We start from the raw sequence: 16,263 nt of genomic DNA, 5'->3' as shown, positions 1-16,263 counted from the left end.
TCACAGAGCCCGTAGGATAAGTCCGTCCGGGGAAAGGGGAACTGCGCTCAAAATCCGATTTGTGCAACAGAGCCGTTCTGCACCAAAAGAGGAAGACATCTTGATAGTGGAAAGGTGTTTAATTCAACTGCAGATAGAATGGGAAAACTTTGTCAGGAACTTCATTCTGGATAGTGCCACCGGGAAGTACCATGACACCAGTGGTCCGATAGTTAGTAATCTGTCGAATGCACCAAAGTCTCGAGAACAAGCCGGTCACCTCTTAGTTAGCCTGTACCCAAGACGACAGTTTGAGCCCGACTGGTACCTCCCAGCCCAAGCGATTGATGCAGCTCAGCGGCTTAGAGTTTCAAATGCCCCGAATATCGCCTTGCAATTGGGGGTTACGCCATGGAATTTAGAGGATTTGAGACTTCTGCGAAACTTCCTTTCCCACAAGTCAAAGAGATCGGCTTTGAGTTTGAAGAATTGTAGTAGCTGGCTTGTTACCAGTCGAAGAATCTCGAGTCTTGATTTCGCTTTTCAAAGCAGTCGCGCCGGCAATGCTAATTTTGAGATGTGGGTAATGTCTATGAAGTATATTTCAAGACAATTGGCGGCTTGAACTTTGGCCGATGAGTTTTGACGACGCCCAAACCTCACTCTGAAAAATTCTCTATCCCCACCTAACTAGGCTGGCAGTTCTAGCCACTAGATATACTCGAAAAAGCTCCACTCAACCTTGCGTTACCCTTTTTAACGTGCATTGGCGCCCGGGTGTGCAACAGGTTATTAATATTGGGAAAAACAACTAATTTATAAGGCTAAATTGCACGTTAAAATTCAAAGTTGCAGCTTTCACCGTGCAAGATTGGCACAAAACTGACACAAACGTAGCGCCTTTCATCGTAACTACCTGTTATATATAAATAAAATAGGATGGCCAATTCCCCTGCTAAGGGAGTAGGCCCGGAAGGGTCTCGAGGGTTCGAATCCCTTCGTCTCCGCCACTTGCCCTCGCGAAAGCGTTCTCCCGATCCGGCTGCGGCCGGATTTTTCCGTTGTTTTCGAGGGTTATGCAGGTGGGGCTGAGCACCAGCCTCTGCCTCGGGCGCGCCGGAAGCGGTCTCTCAGGGCCGATATTCTCCGGACCTGTTGACTGCACCGTTTTGGTGTTCGGGTTGTAAGTTCCTGATATGGATACTCTTTTACCAAAGGGCACTAGGCACTTCGACTTGGGTCTCTATCGCCATTTACGCGACCCGGTTCGAAATCCGCCTGTTGTGGCGATGTCACAAAAATGGCAGAATTTCACGCGGTGGCTAAGTCGCTCAAGGTCCGCAAACGAGGGAGGACAACAGCGTCCGACCTGCCGTTTTGTTCAGTTTCTCCAGCCGCCGCCTGCATTCAGACTTGGGGACAACATACTGCACTCTGGGAAACTCTAACCATAAGCTGGACCAAAGCAAATTTAGGATGCCAACGGCATGTCTTGAGGCGGTCAACTTCTTGGTTAATGTAGGATGCGACGCTTGACCTTCCCAATCTCGAGGCCGACGATATTCTCGTAGAAATGCAGGAATCTGCGTACGGTTTCTTGCCTCCGGTGTGCAATAAGAACGGCGCGCCGAACTCCGACGCTTATTGGGAGATAGGACGAATTGGATGAACTAGTCGAATTCAACAATTCATTGGTTAAGGAAGTCGCCGCAGAAGCATCAGCAAGTGGTATTTCGCAGGCTGACGCATTTTTTGAACGGATGGCTGCCCTCCTGGAAGCAGAAGGTGAAATTGCGACCGCTGACCGGGTTACGTTTCTCGCCAGCAGTCAGGGCAAGACCGTAAGGCTCGACGGGATTGGCGGAGATCCGCGTGAGTCCGAGGGTATACTTAGCGTCATCGTCAGCGATTTTCATGATGGAGACGCGGCGGTTAAGATCAATGCAAGCGATGCCAAGAAGGCCTTCGGCCACCTAATCAACTTTGTCGCTGCCGCGCGTCGGGCTGCCTTCCGGGCGGACCTGATCGAGGGGAGTGCTGAAGCAGGTGCCGCCTCAACTATTACATCGGCGTGGTCATCCATAACGAAGATCAAACTCATTCTCATGACCAACGCGACCTATAGTGCCAGGACAGACGCGGTTCTTGCGGGCAAGATTGATGGCATTCCAGTCACCTACAACATCTGGGATCTTACACGCTTCCATCGTTATGAGACGTCGGGACACGCTCGGGAAAAGATCATCGTCAATTTCAGGGAAGATTTCGGCGCAAGCATTCCGGCACTGGCTGCGTCGAGCAGCGGCGAACACCTCGACAGTTATCTTGTTGTGATCAGCGGTCATCAATTGGCTGAAATCTATGAAAAATGGGGGGCGCGGCTTTTGGAGTCGAACGTTCGGAGCTTCCTTCAGGCGCGCGGCGCGGTGAACCGGGGTATTCGGGACACCATCAAGGATGAACCGGCAATGTTCTTTAGCTATAACAACGGGCTGTCGGCAACGGCCGACAGTGTCGAGGTAGAGAAGACATCGGACGGTCTCAGGATCGTGTCCGCGACAAACCTGCAGGTCGTAAATGGTGGTCAAACCACAGCTTCTCTCCACGCAGCTCGGAAAATCTCGCCCGAAACGCTCGAACAAGTTCATGTGCAGATGAAGTTGACAGTTGTTCCGTCGGATGCTTCTGAAGAGGTTGTCCCGTTCATCTCAAAATACGCCAATAGTCAGAACAAGGTCAGTGCCGCGGATTTCTTCTCGAACCACCCTTTCCATATGAGGATGGAAGAATACTCGAGACGAGTTTTGGCTCCGGCCGCCGAAGGTACAAACCGCGAGACAAAATGGTTCTACGAGCGCGCAAGGGGCCAGTACCTTGTCGAACGCGCCAAGAAATCCCAAGCTGAACGTCGGCGTTTTGATCTCGAAAACCCGAAACCGCAATACTTCGTCAAAACCGACCTTGCGAAGGTCGAGATGAGTTTCCGCATGCGGCCTGATACGGTCAGCAAGGGCGCGCAGAAAAACTTCGGCGAGTTTGCTCAGATGATCGGGGCGGAATGGAACCGGAGTGACAAGAAGTTCGATGAGACATGGTATCGGCGCCTGGTCTCAAAGCTGATAATCTTCCGGTATCTCGAAAAGACAATTCCGAAACAGCCGTGGTATCCCGGCGGATATCGCGCGAACATTGTTACTTATTCTATCTCCAAATTGGTCTCGGACGCAGATGAAAGGGATCATGTTATTGATCTTGATGCCGTATGGCGGCGCCAATCGGTATCTCGGGATCTAGGTGACGCATTATTGATCGCGGCCGAAGCGGCAGTGGAAGTAATCACCCACCCCGAAGCGGGCGTGAACAATATAACGGAATGGGGAAAGAAACAGGCGTGTTGGGCGACCTTGCAGCGGGCTGAAATCGACTATGGGCCTGAGTTTATGAATTGCCTCGTTGAGCCAGAGCAGGCGCGCGCCGTTCAGAGAGATGGCCGTCGCGAAGAAGCTGTAATTTCTGGCATCGAGGCCCAGACTTCGGTGATTGAGGCCGGAGGTGAATTCTGGACCCGGCTCAGGGAATGGGGCGGAGGCAAGAGGATATTCAGTCCAAAGGAGGATGGCATTCTGAAGGCTTGCGGCCTGTTCCCGTCCAAGCTGCCGTCGGAAAAACAATCGGTCATCGCACTCGACCTTCTGGAGCGGGCTCGAGAGGAAGGCTACGTGGATGAGGATGAATCTCCGAGGATCCGGATATCCTCCTTGTCACGACAGCATTAGGGGCGGCCAATCAACCTTAATGGACCCGCCGCCAGCCCGTCAAACGGATGCGGATGCCTTGATCAGTGTCAACCTCTTCAGCGTCTTTCGGTCTGATCCCGATCGCATATTGGTTGCCGACGCCAGCACGTGAGATTTCGAACTCGTCACCTTCCCGAGCGCCGACGTCGCGAAACCAGCTTGTCATGTGAGTAATCCGGTATTCATTCCTTGTGCCGCCCGGATCGTGAAGGCGGTTATTGTAGTAGACGAAACGGAATTTCAACCTGTGTCCAGTGTCATCGACGCACTCGATCCATGCGTCAGGATTCTTCACATCCGGGTCAAGAGATGGCAGCATCGCAAGAAGTTCGCTCTCGCCTTTGGGGATCAAGACACCGCCTTGGTGTCCACCTGTTGTGCCGACATCATTGGCACTCAGTCGCTTTCGGTATTTCTCAATGTTCATGACTTCACCGGCATTAATTCAAGGGCACGTTTGAGATCATCGGCGTCACGGGTCGAGACTGGCACGGTTTCGTTCGCAAGGTCGTTTTTCCAAGCGGATCGATCAATCATTACTTCCTCCACAGTGTCCAAATAGAAAAGCCGATAGACAGTGACCGGTTCGGTCTGCCCTCTTCGGTGCGCTCGTGCACTTGCTTGGGCTTCAAGCGCAGGATTCCATACTGGGGTGAAATGGATCACAACAGTTGCCGCGGTAATGTTCAAACCCGCACCCGCCGCTTTCGGGTTGAGGACCAAGCAGGCCGGCCCTTCATGGGCGGCGAATACATCAATGATGGTTTGCCTGTCCTCCTGAGGGGTTGAGCCGTTAATAGCTCCCCAATGCGTATCAGGCATGTGGGAACACGCTTGCTTGAGCAGGTCACCGATCCGATTGAAAAGAGCGAAAACAATAACCTTTCGCCCATTGGCAAAGGCCTCTCGCAGAAGGGTGACTACTCGCTCCATCTTGGGTGTTACAAGCGGCATGTCTGCGGCTGTGACAATGGCCGCATCTTCTTCGTTCTCCCCCGCGTTGCGCAACCACGGATGAGCACAAACGAGTTGCAATTGGAGGGTGGCAACGAGGGCGCCCGCGACAGGGTATTTTTCCATAGTGGCGTCACGTACCTCGCGATAGTGGTCGATCAGCCGGTCGTCGAGTTCGAGCGGGACATCCACGTCAATCCTTTCTGGCAGATCGCTCGCCACATCCGCCACCCGGCGTTTCAGGATGATTGGATCGGTGAGACGCTTCAACTGTTGGCCTGAGTCGAGACTATCAGGGAAACTGCCCTCGAACTCCGAGAGACTGCCCAACAGTCCGGGAATGGCGAAGTCCGTCAAGGACCAAAGGTCGACCAAGCTATTCTCGACGGGTGTCCCGGTCATAGGAATGGCCCGTTTTCGGGGGATGGTTGCGATTGCCTGGCGGCGGTTCGAGTGCGGGTTCTTGATTGCCTGTGCCTCATCACAAATCACCCAAGACCATTCGAGGCTCGAAAAAATGGCGATATCATTTACCATGGTATCATAGGTTGTGATCAGCACTTGGGACGTTTGCAGCCCTGAAACCACCCCAGTCCTGTGCGCGCCTCTATGAACCGCTACCCCCAAGGTCGGTGCGAACCGAGCGATCTCGCGGACCCAGTTAGCAATGAGGCTGGTAGGGCAGACAATCAGTGCCGGTGCCCGAGAGTTGGGCGGATCGATCATGAGCAGCGCGATGATTTGGAGCGTCTTGCCGAGGCCCATCTCGTCGGCGAGTATTAGTCCGCCGGTTCGGGAGACCGTGTCCCACATCCATTGGACGCCTCTCGCCTGGTAGGGAAAAAGCTCCGCTTCCAAGCCTGCGATACGGATCGTATCGCTTTTCAGTTCCGCAGCTTCCTTGCCCGGCTTCATGATAGTTTCCGATGGCGTGGCAGCGATGCCATCACCATCGGATCTCATGAGACGGATTGCTGTGCTGAATGGAATATCGGTTGGGTCAGCATCGCCAATTTTTTGCAGGAGCACCTGCACTGCATCACGCGGGAGCGGCCGAAATATCGTGCCGTCAACCACCCAGCAATGACGGTTGGTTGGAGCCAAGAACTCATGCCGCTCTCCTCGTACCATCCTGATGCCACCCAGACGCGCGACGATGCGGTTCTCCTCACGCTCGAGGCGGGCGATTGGTTCGAGAAGTCTCTCTGAGATAGAATGGCCGGCAGGCGGAGCTTCTTTCAGCTCGGCGAACGACTCGGGAAGTTTCGTGTAGTCAACCACCGTGTTCCTCCAACATGCGCCTGATGTCTTCGACTTCCCAAGGTACAGGTCGGCGGGTATGGGCCGCCCGATGACAAGATGGACATAGAGGCAGGAGATCGGTTGCCGGGTCGTAGGGTCTGGGGTTGGCGATACTGGCCAATGGCTCCAGATGGTGCACTTCAATGATACCGCCAGCATTGTCGCCGTAGCGTCGACGTGGTTCGAGACCACAAGCTGCGCAAGTCTCACCGTGCAAGCGGATGCAGAGGAGCCGGTTGCGAGGGTTGCGCTCACGGCGATTGACGAGAGAAGGCTTTATCGCGCCTTCGAACGCCGGCTCATCGCAGATCGCGTCATCTTCGACCACGTCGTACCCGATGAGTTCGGCCATCGCCGCCATCATGGGCACGATCACTTCGCGGCAGGTATGGGAAACTGCTTCATCCGAGTCGGGTCGAACGTCGTGCCGTATCGTTGCAGCCATACGGAAGGAACCATCGTTGACGGTCCAATCATCGAGCGCCTGGGCCGCGATGGAAAGACCCGCGGCTTGGTCAATGGATGCGACAAGTGCCATGGCCAGCTGCCGATCCTCGGCCGATGCCTGACGAATCTGGCGAATAACGGCGCCGGAGAAATTTCCGAATGCCAGATTGACGCGATGTGCTTTGAGTCCGTGGGGTCTAATTTCCGCAACGGGACCGTGCTGCTGGTCAAGGTCATCGAACCATATTTTCATGCCAGACCGCAGCCCGCCATTGTCTATGGCGACCGCAATGACAGCACCCGTGCCTTCCTCCAGTTCACGAACGATGAGTTCCTGCTTCGCTGCCAGCATCAGTCGTCATCATCTTCTGCCAGTTCGCCTGGTTCAGGATCCGGTAGGTTCCGTAGAAGTTTACGGAGGTTGTTTGATATCTCGGTGCGGATATCTTCGAAAATGGGTTCTAGTTCGTCATTTGTATTGTTCTGTTCGGCCGCTGCGAATGCCCACAGCAAAAGGTCCATTCCTTCTACCGCATATCCGTTTGCGGCGGCACGCTGATAAATTTTCTGGTAAAAGTCGTGGTGTTTATTCAAAAGAACGGAGGGCACATGCCCGTCGTTTCCGGTGCTCCGGAAAGCTGGCTGCCAGAGTTCCCCGCTATTGATCGACTCAACTGCTTCAACATGCACGTAATCGGGGCTGACATTGTTCTGGATCGGTGACTTGATCCGGATCTTCGGTCCCATGTTGTTGGATATCTCGGCAGACTGGCCTTCTGGATCCACCGACGTCACCTGTGCCTTCGCGGCATTCGTCGTCGCCGCGATGTTCTTATTGGAACTACCGTGATCCACCTTGTTTTTCGCATTGGCCTGCGCTCGGCTCTGCCGCCGATAGCGGTTCCCTGCCTCGCGGTATATCGGCTGGAGAAGCGTTCGGAGCCCGTCCTCGAGATCAGGGTGGAAAAGAATGCGGGATTTCTTCACATCGATTCTGAAAGCGTCGTCCAGCTCATGCCCGAAATCGAACTCGATCCTCAAAAGGGAAGTGTGAGGTTCGGGCGCGCCGAAGACATCCATCCAGCCGCCATCTTGGATTAACCGCCCCTCGCGGAATACGTAGAAGCCTTGAGCCCGGTTCGAGATGCGCGCGTATTCACGTTCCTCATCCTTCGTCATGTCGCGACGGTGTGGAAGGATCCAAGCGCGGATCGTGGCACGTTCTTCCGATCCATCCGGCATCTCAACCAATAGCGTCTGCTTTTTTTCTGGAAGAACCTGTTCGGACCTTTTCGGGTAGAAAGGATTCCACGGTACGACCGGACTGCTGTTAATGAAAATTTCTATATCCCGCTCGCGCTTATCGGATTTGTCGGTAAAGCGGTGATAGACTAGAGAGAGGTGTTTGCTGAGGGTGTCAGCCAGCCGCTTGATTGCAGCCTGTTCCTTGGTCCCCCCAGCTTCGTATTCCTTGGACAGGATCCGGTCACACTTTTCCCAGATTACGAGGGTTCCCGTTTCTCCGCAGAGCTCTTCGAACATTTCTTCTTCGTCGGTCGATACCGGCTCGCGCAGCATTTCCCACCTGCCGCGCTCCTTCACATGGTCGAGATCCCACGCAAGTTTTGCCAGGGGCTGCTCCGTGGCAGCCCGCGAAACGATGGTGAATTTCAGGCAGACTGAACTTGAAGCCGTCTTGAGCCCGAGCCCGAATTTCCCCAGGCTTTCAGGGTTTTCGCGTACAGGCGCGCCATAACGCATAGCGCGATGGATGGTTTCTTCATCCATCCCGATACCGTTGTCGCCAAAATAGACCAGTTTTCTACCGTCTTCGTGAAGGACAATCTCGACATTGATATGGTCGGCTTTCGCAGCAATCGAATTGTCAATAATGTCGGCAGCGGCGGTCTTTACATTGTAACCAGTGTCGCGCAGCCCGAATATCAGGCGCGGGGCATCCGGTTCATTTATCAGATCATCCATCCCGCTCTTCCTCTCTCTAGCGTCGTTCCGGCAATCCGGATTTATCAATCAAACAATTTCTCGCCTATTTGGTATCTCGCCAGAAATCTCTTGTCCGCGCAACCATCCGGCGATCTCGCTTAAGAGATCTTCCAGGGAAAAGCGCTTTGTCGCACATTCCCAAACTGTCAGTACTCGCCACCCTGATGCGATGAGCGCCTGTGCAGTCTTCTGATCGCGTTCGACGTTTTTTGCCAACTTCTCCCGCCAGAATTCAGTCCGAGTTTTTGGCAACCTGAAATAGGAACAACCTTTGTGGGCGTGCCAGAAGCAACCGTTAACGAAAATTGCTGCCCGGTATTTCGGCAACACGAGATCGGGCTTGCCTACAAGATGGCCGCTGTGGAGACGGAACCTGAACCCGAGACTATGCAATCCCTTGCGGACAATCATCTCGGGTTTTGTATCTTTTGGTCCAATCCCAGACATCATTTCCGATCGGGACATCGGTGATCGTTTCTCAGGCACTCTGGTTTCTCCGCGGCCTCAGTGCGACAGTATTCTCAATCCACGGGGCCATGGCTTCGGCGATCGCTATCGCGACCGGCGCCGCAACCGCATTGCCGAATTGACGGTAAGCCTGTGCGTCGGAAACCGGGATGATCCATGGACGGTTGGAGCCGGGACGGTCGAAACCCATGAGGCGGGCGCATTCGCGTGGCGTCAGTCGCCGAGGGTTCTTTCCTGGTTGCGCGATCAGAATTTCTGACCCGTCCTTGTAATACCTTGCGCTGAGTGTCCGGGCGACGCTCTCGGGAGTGCATAGGCCGAAGCCGAAACCGTTACCGGCTGCTTTATGTTTCGCGGCGTAATTCTGGAGGTAGGCCCAAAGCTTGTCAGACAGTGTGTACTTGTCGGCAACCCGCGCTAGCTGACCTTCTGTATAGGGAGGCTCGGCGATCTCGGACCCGTCCTCGGGATGAAGGATGTCCGAAAGCCGCGGGTTCGGTCCTGAAGGGATTACCACATCGTCGAGGCAGAAACGCGTGGGAACATCGCGCCGGAAACCCGAGATGAAGATGCGCTCACGGTGTTGTGGCACCCAAGAGCGTGCGTCGATCACCTTGTGATCGACATCGTAACCGAGTTCGTCAAGCGCATGCAGGATGACCCTCATGGTGTTGCCCTTGTCGTGGGACAGGAGGTTCTTGACGTTTTCGAGGAGGAAGGCGCGCGGGCGATGGTGGGCGATGATTCTCACCACATCAAAAAACAGCGTGCCTTGGGTCTCATCCAGAAAGCCGTGTGCACGGCCCAGTGAGTTCTTCTTGCTCACCCCAGCGATGCTGAAAGGCTGACATGGGAAGCCAGCAAGCAGGACATCGTGAGCTGGGATATTTGCTTCCCGAATCTCCGTGATGTCGCCAGTGAGTGGATGGTGGTCGCCGAAATTCGCGGAGTAGGTTTCTTGCGAGAAGCGGTTCCACTCGCTGGTGAACACACAGGTTCCACCAGCCGCTTCAAAACCAACGCGTAAACCTCCGATACCGGCGAAAAGATCGATGAAGCTGAAACTTCTTGGTGTTTTATGCATGTGTGAACCCCTTATTATGGCACCATATCTAGCTTTCGATCTAGATGGAATAACAAGAATCGCGGAATAAATCATGAACATCTGAGGTGAGCCAAGAGTCCGGTGCGCCACCGATAGGTTAGAAGGTCGGGCTGTCATGGCAACTGCCTTGCGGAAGACGGTGAACGGGCGGGTTGTGTTGGAGTCGTGCTGAAATGCAGCTGCACTTGCGCTTGAAATAAATCAGCGCGGCACGAACTCAACCGTGGCCGTCAGATTGGGCTGCTAGCCCAAGTGTTCCGACTGTTGTTGCCAGTCCACTGGAAATGGCTCGAGCAGCCGACTCAACGCCAATTCGGGCACCTGCGCCCCATCCAGAATCGCCTCGACGACGTCCGGAGCCAGCAGCGTCAGGCGCAGAACTCGGGTCATGTAGGATGGCGCGATCCCCTCGCGCTCGGCCAGTTCAGCGATGGTTGTGAACTCGCCCGACTCGAGCAGCTGCTTCCATCGGAACGCGCGGGCCAGAGCCTTCACCAGCGTATTGTCCGTTCGACGCGGTTGCTTGACGCCCTCTGGCAGCTGCATCTCCTTTCGCCCACCGCGCTTCACGACGCGGAATGGCACGTGCAGCGTCACTGTGTCGGGGATCGGCGTCCTGCTGATCATGCCGCCGCCTCGATGCCGCCTGCAAGCATCTCGCGCGCAAGGCCATTGAGGCCGTCGACGCGCAGCCGGACGTCGAGGCCTTCCGTCCCGATGTCCACGCGCTCGACCAGCAGCGCCGCGATGCGGGCCTGCTCGGCGGGGAAGATTTCCTCCCACAGCGGGTCGAACTGCTGCAAGGCGGCGCGGGCGTCGGCTTCGGTGATGTCGTCGGCATTGGCGCGTGCCGCCTTCCATGTCCCGGCCACGATCTCGGGCTGACGGAACACAGCGCGGAGCTGGTCGATGACTGCCGCTTCTATTTCGCCAGCGGGGACCCGTCCGACTGGACACGATCCGGCACCGTGCTTCAAAATCGTCTGGCTGACATAGTACCGATAGAGCTTGCCGCCTTTGCGCGTGTGCGTCGGCGAAAACGCAGCACCATCCGGGCCGTAGAGCAACCCTTTGAGAAGCGCAGGGGTGTCGGCGCGGGTGCGGGCAGCGCGCTTGCGGGGGCTTTCGGTCAGGATGGCGTGCACGCGGTCCCATGTCTCGCGGTCGATGATCGCGTCATGTTCGCCGGGATAGCTGTCGCCCTTGTGGACCGCCTCGCCGATATAGGCGCGGTTATTCAGCATTCGGTACAGGTATTTCTTGTCGATCCGGTTGCCGCGCGGGGTGCGGATGCCGCGTTTAGCGACTTCTCGGGCCAGTTCCGTTCCCGACCCGATCTCGAGAAACCGGGCGAAGATCCAGCGGACATTCTCGGTATGTGCGTCGTCGACGACCAGTTTTCGGTTCTCGACGCGGTAGCCGTAGGGCGGTACTCCGCCCATCCACATCCCCTTCTTCCGACTGGCGGCGACCTTGTCGCGGATGCGCTCGGCGGTCACCTCGCGTTCGAACTGGGCGAAGCTGAGCAGGATGTTCAGCGTCAGCCGCCCCATCGACGTGGTCGTGTTGAACGACTGCGTCACCGAGACGAAGGTCACACCGTTCCGGTCGAACACCTCGACCAACTTGGCGAAGTCGGCCAGCGAGCGGCTGAGACGGTCGATCTTGTAGACCACCACCACATCGACCAGCCCGTCCTCGATATCCTCCAGCAGGCGCTTCAATCCAGGGCGTTCCAGCGTGCCGCCCGAGATGCCGCCGTCGTCATACTGATCGCGGACCAGCACCCAGCCCTCGGAGCGCTGGCTGGCGATGTATGCCTCGCAGGCTTCGCGTTGGGCATGAAGGCTGTTGAACTCCTGCTCCAGCCCTTCTTCGGAGGATTTCCGGGTGTAGGCGGCGCAGCGCAGCTTGCGGACAATCGGTTTGGTCATGCGCGCCTCCGGTGGTTTTTCAGGCCGAAAAACACCCAGCCGTTCCAACGTGTGCCGGTGATGGCGCGGGCAATGGCCGACAGCGATTTGTAGGGCCGCCCTTGCCAGTCGAAACCGTCGGCGGTGACCGTGACAATGTGTTCGACACCCTGCCATTCGCGGATCAACCGCGTGCCCACGATCGGCAATTGGTCGGCGCGGACGCGGCTCTTCTTGCGATCGCCGCCATCAAGTTGCTCGCCGAGAGTTTCCAGCCGTTTCACGGTTTCCGGCTTCAAGCCGCCATAGGCCAGTTCCTGGATGCGGTACGCCAGTCGGCTCTCAAGGTAGCGGCGGTTGAACGGCGGCGGTTCGCTGTCGAACAGATCGCGCCACTGAGCCTTCAGGTCAGGCGTCGAGGTCGTTTTGAGTGCGGCTAGGCGGGCGGGAATGGGATCTTGTTTGGTCATGCATTTCTCCGTTGAGTTGGAGTTGCATGACGCCATTCGTCGGCCGGATAGTGTAGGCTACTTTCTCCAATTTCGTCAGATACTTCCGCCCGATCACGCATCCGCAATCGAACCAACCCGAGAGCCAGCAGGCCGCATAGCTCGGCGCGGCGCTCGATGGGCGTCATCTGGTCGGGCGGAAACGGGTTAGGTCGCTTCATGTTTCGGGCTGCCGTGATTGGTGGTGTCGTTACCAATCAAAAGCCACCGCGAAGGCCTGGGCGGGACATGCGCTCTCGCTAAGCGCTGATGAGAAAGCGAACAGGTAGCGAACATCTGCTCTTGTGGACCTGACTTTCGTCAACGATTATCGGAGGTTGAATCAAGTTGAGAGACAACATGCATTGAGGTGAGTTCATGGCGCGAAAAGCAAATCCGATTGGCCCGAATATCCTTGCGTTGATTGAGGACGCGCGGATCGACCTTGCACGAGCGGTGCTTGCTATTCGGGAAGGCGAGAACGAGCCAGAGTTCAATTTGCCCGAGGATACTCCAAATCCTTCAGATGAAGAGTCGGTCAGCGAATTTCGGCAGGAAATCATTGGAATTTTGTCAGATTTTGATCTGGACGAATTGCGGCCAGCCGAGCAGCGCTGTCGCAGGATCCGTGCACTTGCAGACAGCAAGGGCATTTCATCCCTCAGTACAATTGTCGACAAGCAGTTCACGGAAGAGCAGGCGCAGGAAATCGAGTCACAGCCCGATCCGCTCTGCAGGAGCATCTGGGCGTTTCTCAACACACGCCAGACTTTCGAGGATGCAGAGAGTTTTCATTTCGCACGCCAATTCCGCGACCACGGGAAGATGTACGACGCGTTCGAGGTCGAATTGGAAAAGGCGATCAACCTTGACGCAAACGCAATCGATGAAACCGCGCTGGCGTCGAAGATCACGGAGGTCCTCGAACTCAAGACAATCTGTACGGTGAAGGCGCTCGACCTGCCTTCTACGGAAGCGCATCCGACATCGATCATGTTGATTGTCCGTCACGGCGGCCCATTGTCGAGCGTTCACGACCATCGCGACGACGGGCGGCGAGGAACGATCTATTTCCGACCGCCAAACGAAGCGACCTTGATCTACACCCCGTCAAAAAGGCAGATCGAAATTTGCGCCGACAGTCCGGTCGTTCGGCAGAAGGTGGGCGATGCCTTCGCCGAGGTTACGCTGGAACACGACATTTCTCAAAAGCCGCTGACCTGGAAGCGCTACAACCTCAGCCGTTTCCGCACATCTCTGGCACTTTCAATCCCGAAGATCGAAGGTGTGGAAATCCAGGTGGCGCGGGTGCTGGAAGTGGAAATCCGTCTGGGCCATTGGAGCCGGAAACTGGCTCTCAAGGTCGCCATTGATGATGACATTCAGGAAATCGCGACGAGATATCTCGGTCGGGGCAACATTTTCCGGCGGGCGGCCAGCTTCAGCCGCATTGGCATTGCAGTGAAGTACAATCGTGCAGGCGACGCCAAGGAACGCTCCCTCAATATCACCGTGTCAGGTGCCAAGAGCTGCAATCTGCAGAGCAACAAGGACCCCGACGAACGCAGCCTCGGATTTGCGTTGCTGCACGAATGGGGGATCCTGAGCGCCTTCCGTCAAATCGACAACGGCGATTTGCGTGCCATGTTCACGCAACTGGTAGACCTCTACGATCTCGAGGAAGACGAGGTCACAGGAGGATACTTGCGTGAGATCGGGCTCGATCCTGATCGGCTGATTGAAGGCGGGCTGCTCGAGCGGCGCGATCGCCAGGATGTGGTGCTGATCGACGAGGACGACATCAACGGTGAGGTCGAGATCAAGCCCTCATCGACGCCAGGAATGGTCTCGGCGACAGGTCCGTTCGGAGAAGACGCGGGCGAACATCCTGCGGCCGATCTGGAACGCTATCAACTCAATCGCGAATGGCTTCAAGAAACTGTGCTGAAGCTCATCCGTCCACTGCTGACAAGCAAGGGAGCGCAGGTCCTCGATCAAGATCTGGTCCTGATGGGTGACATGGGGACGGATGGAGATCGAAAACCGGTCTATTTCGCGCGGCGATTGGGTGATCCCTTGGTCATCAACAAGCTGGATCAGCTCCTGAGGGCCCGGAATGCGTCCGGGATCGGGATCGTCCTGACATCCAGTACCGATACGCTCACCTGCCTCGGGCCGAATGTCGTCATTCCGGTGCTCACGCATCTGTCTGATGAGGGCAAAGATCTGGTGCTGTCGCGCGATGCGCTTGCGCAAACCTTCAGCTCCGGGCGGAATATAGCCACCGGGGGCAGTTCAGTCGCGGTGCTCAAGTCCGGTACCCAATCCGCTTCATTGTGCATTCCTGGAAAAGCACCGCTTGCCATTCTTGGTGCAAATCAGATCCGGATCTTCGAAAAGCTGGTAGCGGCGCATCTTGCCGGCAGTCCAGATGTCAAAACCGCTGACCTCATCGAGGATACTGGCGTCAAGAGCCCACAGCAGGCGTTCAAGAAACCGATGTGGGAGAGCATTCTTGACGTCTATATCGCCAAGGGTTCGACCCGTGGATATTGGCGACTTGTCGTCTGAGCTGGCCGATCTCGGCGGGCCGGTCTGACGACGGTCTAAAATATTGCGGGCGACGGTCTAAAAAACCGCTGTCTATTGGAAAGGCTCACTCATCAGAGGAGCACTTCCATGCCGACTCCCGATACTTCCCGCCAACCAGCCCAGATGAGCTGGACCGGTGGCACAAAATCAAAACCCAACCCTTTGAGCCCGGAATGGCGCTGTACGCGCTGTGACAAGCTGCTCGGCGTCTGCCGGGACGGCCGCATGCACCTGCGTTTCGCGCGGGGCCACGAGTATTTCGTGGGCTTTCCGGTTCAGGCCACGTGCCGCGGCTGCGGCACGCTGAACCAGGCGCAATTACCCGCGCGCTGAGGCGGGCATCTCACCCAATTCCCTGAAATCGCAGAGACGCACGACGTCCTGACCTGGCCACAAAAAGGCGCTGGACGCCTGGCCGCAAGGCAGGCGTCCAATGTCTATCGCGTGGCACGAGATCCGTGATCACCTCATGTTTTCTTCATCAACTCTCGGTTTTCAACGCAACTTCGATGCAATTCGGCGCAACAGCGAATCGCTCGGGGGCTTCGGTGATCCGGCCGCATTGCTGGACACGTTGCACGTCGGTGGCCGTGCGCCGGACGAGAGAAACCGGTTGTTGGTCGCACTGGTCGGGGTTGCGCAGTCTGGAGGCGAGACCGCCGATTGTGCCCTGACGCTGATGCTGCTGGCGCTCTGGCCAGGGCTGGATGCCGTTCGGCGCAGATCGATCTGGCGCAGGATCGGCACCGGTGACGAGGTTGCATCCGAAATCCTTGCACGAGCTTCCGAGGCCATTCGTTGTCTGGATCTACAGCGCGTCAATTGGATCGCGGCAACCATCCTGCGGAACATAGAGCGCGACCTGATCAGAACGCGTCAACGCGAAGACAGGCACCAGAGCCTCCGCAGTGATGCCGATCCCGACGAAATCCCCACCGACGGTGAAGTGCTGTCGGCTGACGCCAGTCCCGGACTGCTCCACGGCGATCTCGTCCGCATCGTCGGCACGGATGCTGATCTGGTGATCCGTGTGGCCATCGACGGTTTCTCCCAGGCCGAGGTCGCATCCGAGATGGGGCTGTCCGAGGCGGCGACGCGCAAACGCTATCAGCGAGCGACCCGGCGTTTGCGCGACGTCCTGCAAGAATTTCGCTGATCGGATGTCCCGATCCCTGCGGCGCGGTGGCTTTTCCCATTCAGACGCCACCGCGCGC

At 56.5% G+C, this 16,263-nt stretch carries 14 protein-coding genes; 5 read left to right on the top strand and 9 right to left on the bottom strand.

The genetic code is table 11. The features are described from left to right. Positions 1 to 604 (top strand): hypothetical protein (locus tag AC2FPW_RS12020; protein ID WP_496813890.1); only part of this gene is annotated, 604 nt, incomplete at its 5' end. A gap of 1,036 nt (positions 605 to 1,640) precedes the next feature. Beyond that, positions 1,641 to 3,755 carry an AIPR family protein gene (locus AC2FPW_RS12015; protein ID WP_496813889.1) on the top strand — a complete coding sequence of 705 codons (2,115 nt, stop codon included), beginning with the start codon at positions 1,641 to 1,643 and terminating at the stop codon, positions 3,753 to 3,755. A 16-nt stretch (positions 3,756 to 3,771) separates the two neighbouring features. Here the strand turns inward: AC2FPW_RS12015 and AC2FPW_RS12010 are convergent, their stop codons facing one another. From AC2FPW_RS12010 to AC2FPW_RS11970, 9 genes are all read right to left on the bottom strand, one after another. Then, positions 3,772 to 4,203 carry an EcoRII N-terminal effector-binding domain-containing protein gene (locus tag AC2FPW_RS12010; protein ID WP_496813888.1) on the bottom strand — a complete coding sequence of 144 codons (432 nt, stop codon included), beginning with the start codon at positions 4,201 to 4,203 and terminating at the stop codon, positions 3,772 to 3,774. Beyond that, a complete protein-coding gene (locus AC2FPW_RS12005) occupies positions 4,200 to 6,011 on the bottom strand; it encodes a DEAD/DEAH box helicase (RefSeq protein ID WP_496813886.1) in 1,812 nt (603 codons plus the stop codon). The genes AC2FPW_RS12010 and AC2FPW_RS12005 overlap by 4 nt, the downstream gene beginning before the upstream one ends. Then, on the bottom strand, positions 6,004 to 6,831 hold the full coding sequence (locus AC2FPW_RS12000) for an HNH endonuclease (RefSeq protein ID WP_222263816.1): 828 nt from the start codon (positions 6,829 to 6,831) through the stop codon (positions 6,004 to 6,006). The genes AC2FPW_RS12005 and AC2FPW_RS12000 overlap by 8 nt, the downstream gene beginning before the upstream one ends. After that, complete coding sequence (locus AC2FPW_RS11995) at positions 6,831 to 8,462, bottom strand: ATP-binding protein (protein WP_496813884.1); 1,632 nt, start codon at positions 8,460 to 8,462, stop codon at positions 6,831 to 6,833. Before AC2FPW_RS11995 ends, AC2FPW_RS12000 begins: the two co-directional genes overlap by 1 nt. A 48-nt stretch (positions 8,463 to 8,510) precedes the next feature. After that, positions 8,511 to 8,969: a very short patch repair endonuclease gene (locus AC2FPW_RS11990; RefSeq protein WP_496813883.1), complete on the bottom strand. Its 459-nt coding sequence runs from the start codon at positions 8,967 to 8,969 to the stop codon at positions 8,511 to 8,513. Then, positions 8,962 to 10,035, bottom strand: a complete 1,074-nt coding sequence (gene dcm / locus AC2FPW_RS11985) for a DNA (cytosine-5-)-methyltransferase (protein WP_496813881.1) — start codon at positions 10,033 to 10,035, stop codon at positions 8,962 to 8,964. Before dcm ends, AC2FPW_RS11990 begins: the two co-directional genes overlap by 8 nt. A 264-nt stretch (positions 10,036 to 10,299) precedes the next feature. Continuing rightward, positions 10,300 to 10,683: a hypothetical protein gene (locus tag AC2FPW_RS11980; protein WP_496813880.1), complete on the bottom strand. Its 384-nt coding sequence runs from the start codon at positions 10,681 to 10,683 to the stop codon at positions 10,300 to 10,302. Continuing rightward, positions 10,680 to 11,990: a recombinase family protein gene (locus AC2FPW_RS11975; RefSeq protein ID WP_496813879.1), complete on the bottom strand. Its 1,311-nt coding sequence runs from the start codon at positions 11,988 to 11,990 to the stop codon at positions 10,680 to 10,682. Before AC2FPW_RS11975 ends, AC2FPW_RS11980 begins: the two co-directional genes overlap by 4 nt. Continuing rightward, positions 11,987 to 12,439 (bottom strand): DUF2924 domain-containing protein, encoded by a 453-nt coding sequence (locus AC2FPW_RS11970; protein ID WP_460260764.1) that lies wholly within the window; start codon positions 12,437 to 12,439, stop codon positions 11,987 to 11,989. The genes AC2FPW_RS11975 and AC2FPW_RS11970 overlap by 4 nt, the downstream gene beginning before the upstream one ends. Before the next feature lie 438 nt (positions 12,440 to 12,877). Between AC2FPW_RS11970 and AC2FPW_RS11965 the strand changes: the two genes are divergently transcribed. The 3 genes from AC2FPW_RS11965 to AC2FPW_RS11955 all read left to right on the top strand — a co-directional run bounded on the left by AC2FPW_RS11965 (position 12,878) and on the right by AC2FPW_RS11955 (position 16,205). Next, positions 12,878 to 15,028 carry a hypothetical protein gene (locus AC2FPW_RS11965; protein ID WP_496813878.1) on the top strand — a complete coding sequence of 717 codons (2,151 nt, stop codon included), beginning with the start codon at positions 12,878 to 12,880 and terminating at the stop codon, positions 15,026 to 15,028. 108 nt (positions 15,029 to 15,136) lie between these two features. Then, complete coding sequence (locus AC2FPW_RS11960) at positions 15,137 to 15,382, top strand: hypothetical protein (RefSeq protein WP_496813877.1); 246 nt, start codon at positions 15,137 to 15,139, stop codon at positions 15,380 to 15,382. A 100-nt stretch (positions 15,383 to 15,482) separates the two neighbouring features. After that, complete coding sequence (locus AC2FPW_RS11955) at positions 15,483 to 16,205, top strand: RNA polymerase sigma factor (RefSeq protein ID WP_496813875.1); 723 nt, start codon at positions 15,483 to 15,485, stop codon at positions 16,203 to 16,205. Positions 16,206 to 16,263 lie beyond the last annotated feature (58 nt).

This window comes from Ruegeria sp. SATB027 (genome assembly GCF_059613825.1).
Note: the sequence above shows the minus strand (reverse complement) of the source record. Positions and strands in the feature narration are given on the sequence as shown.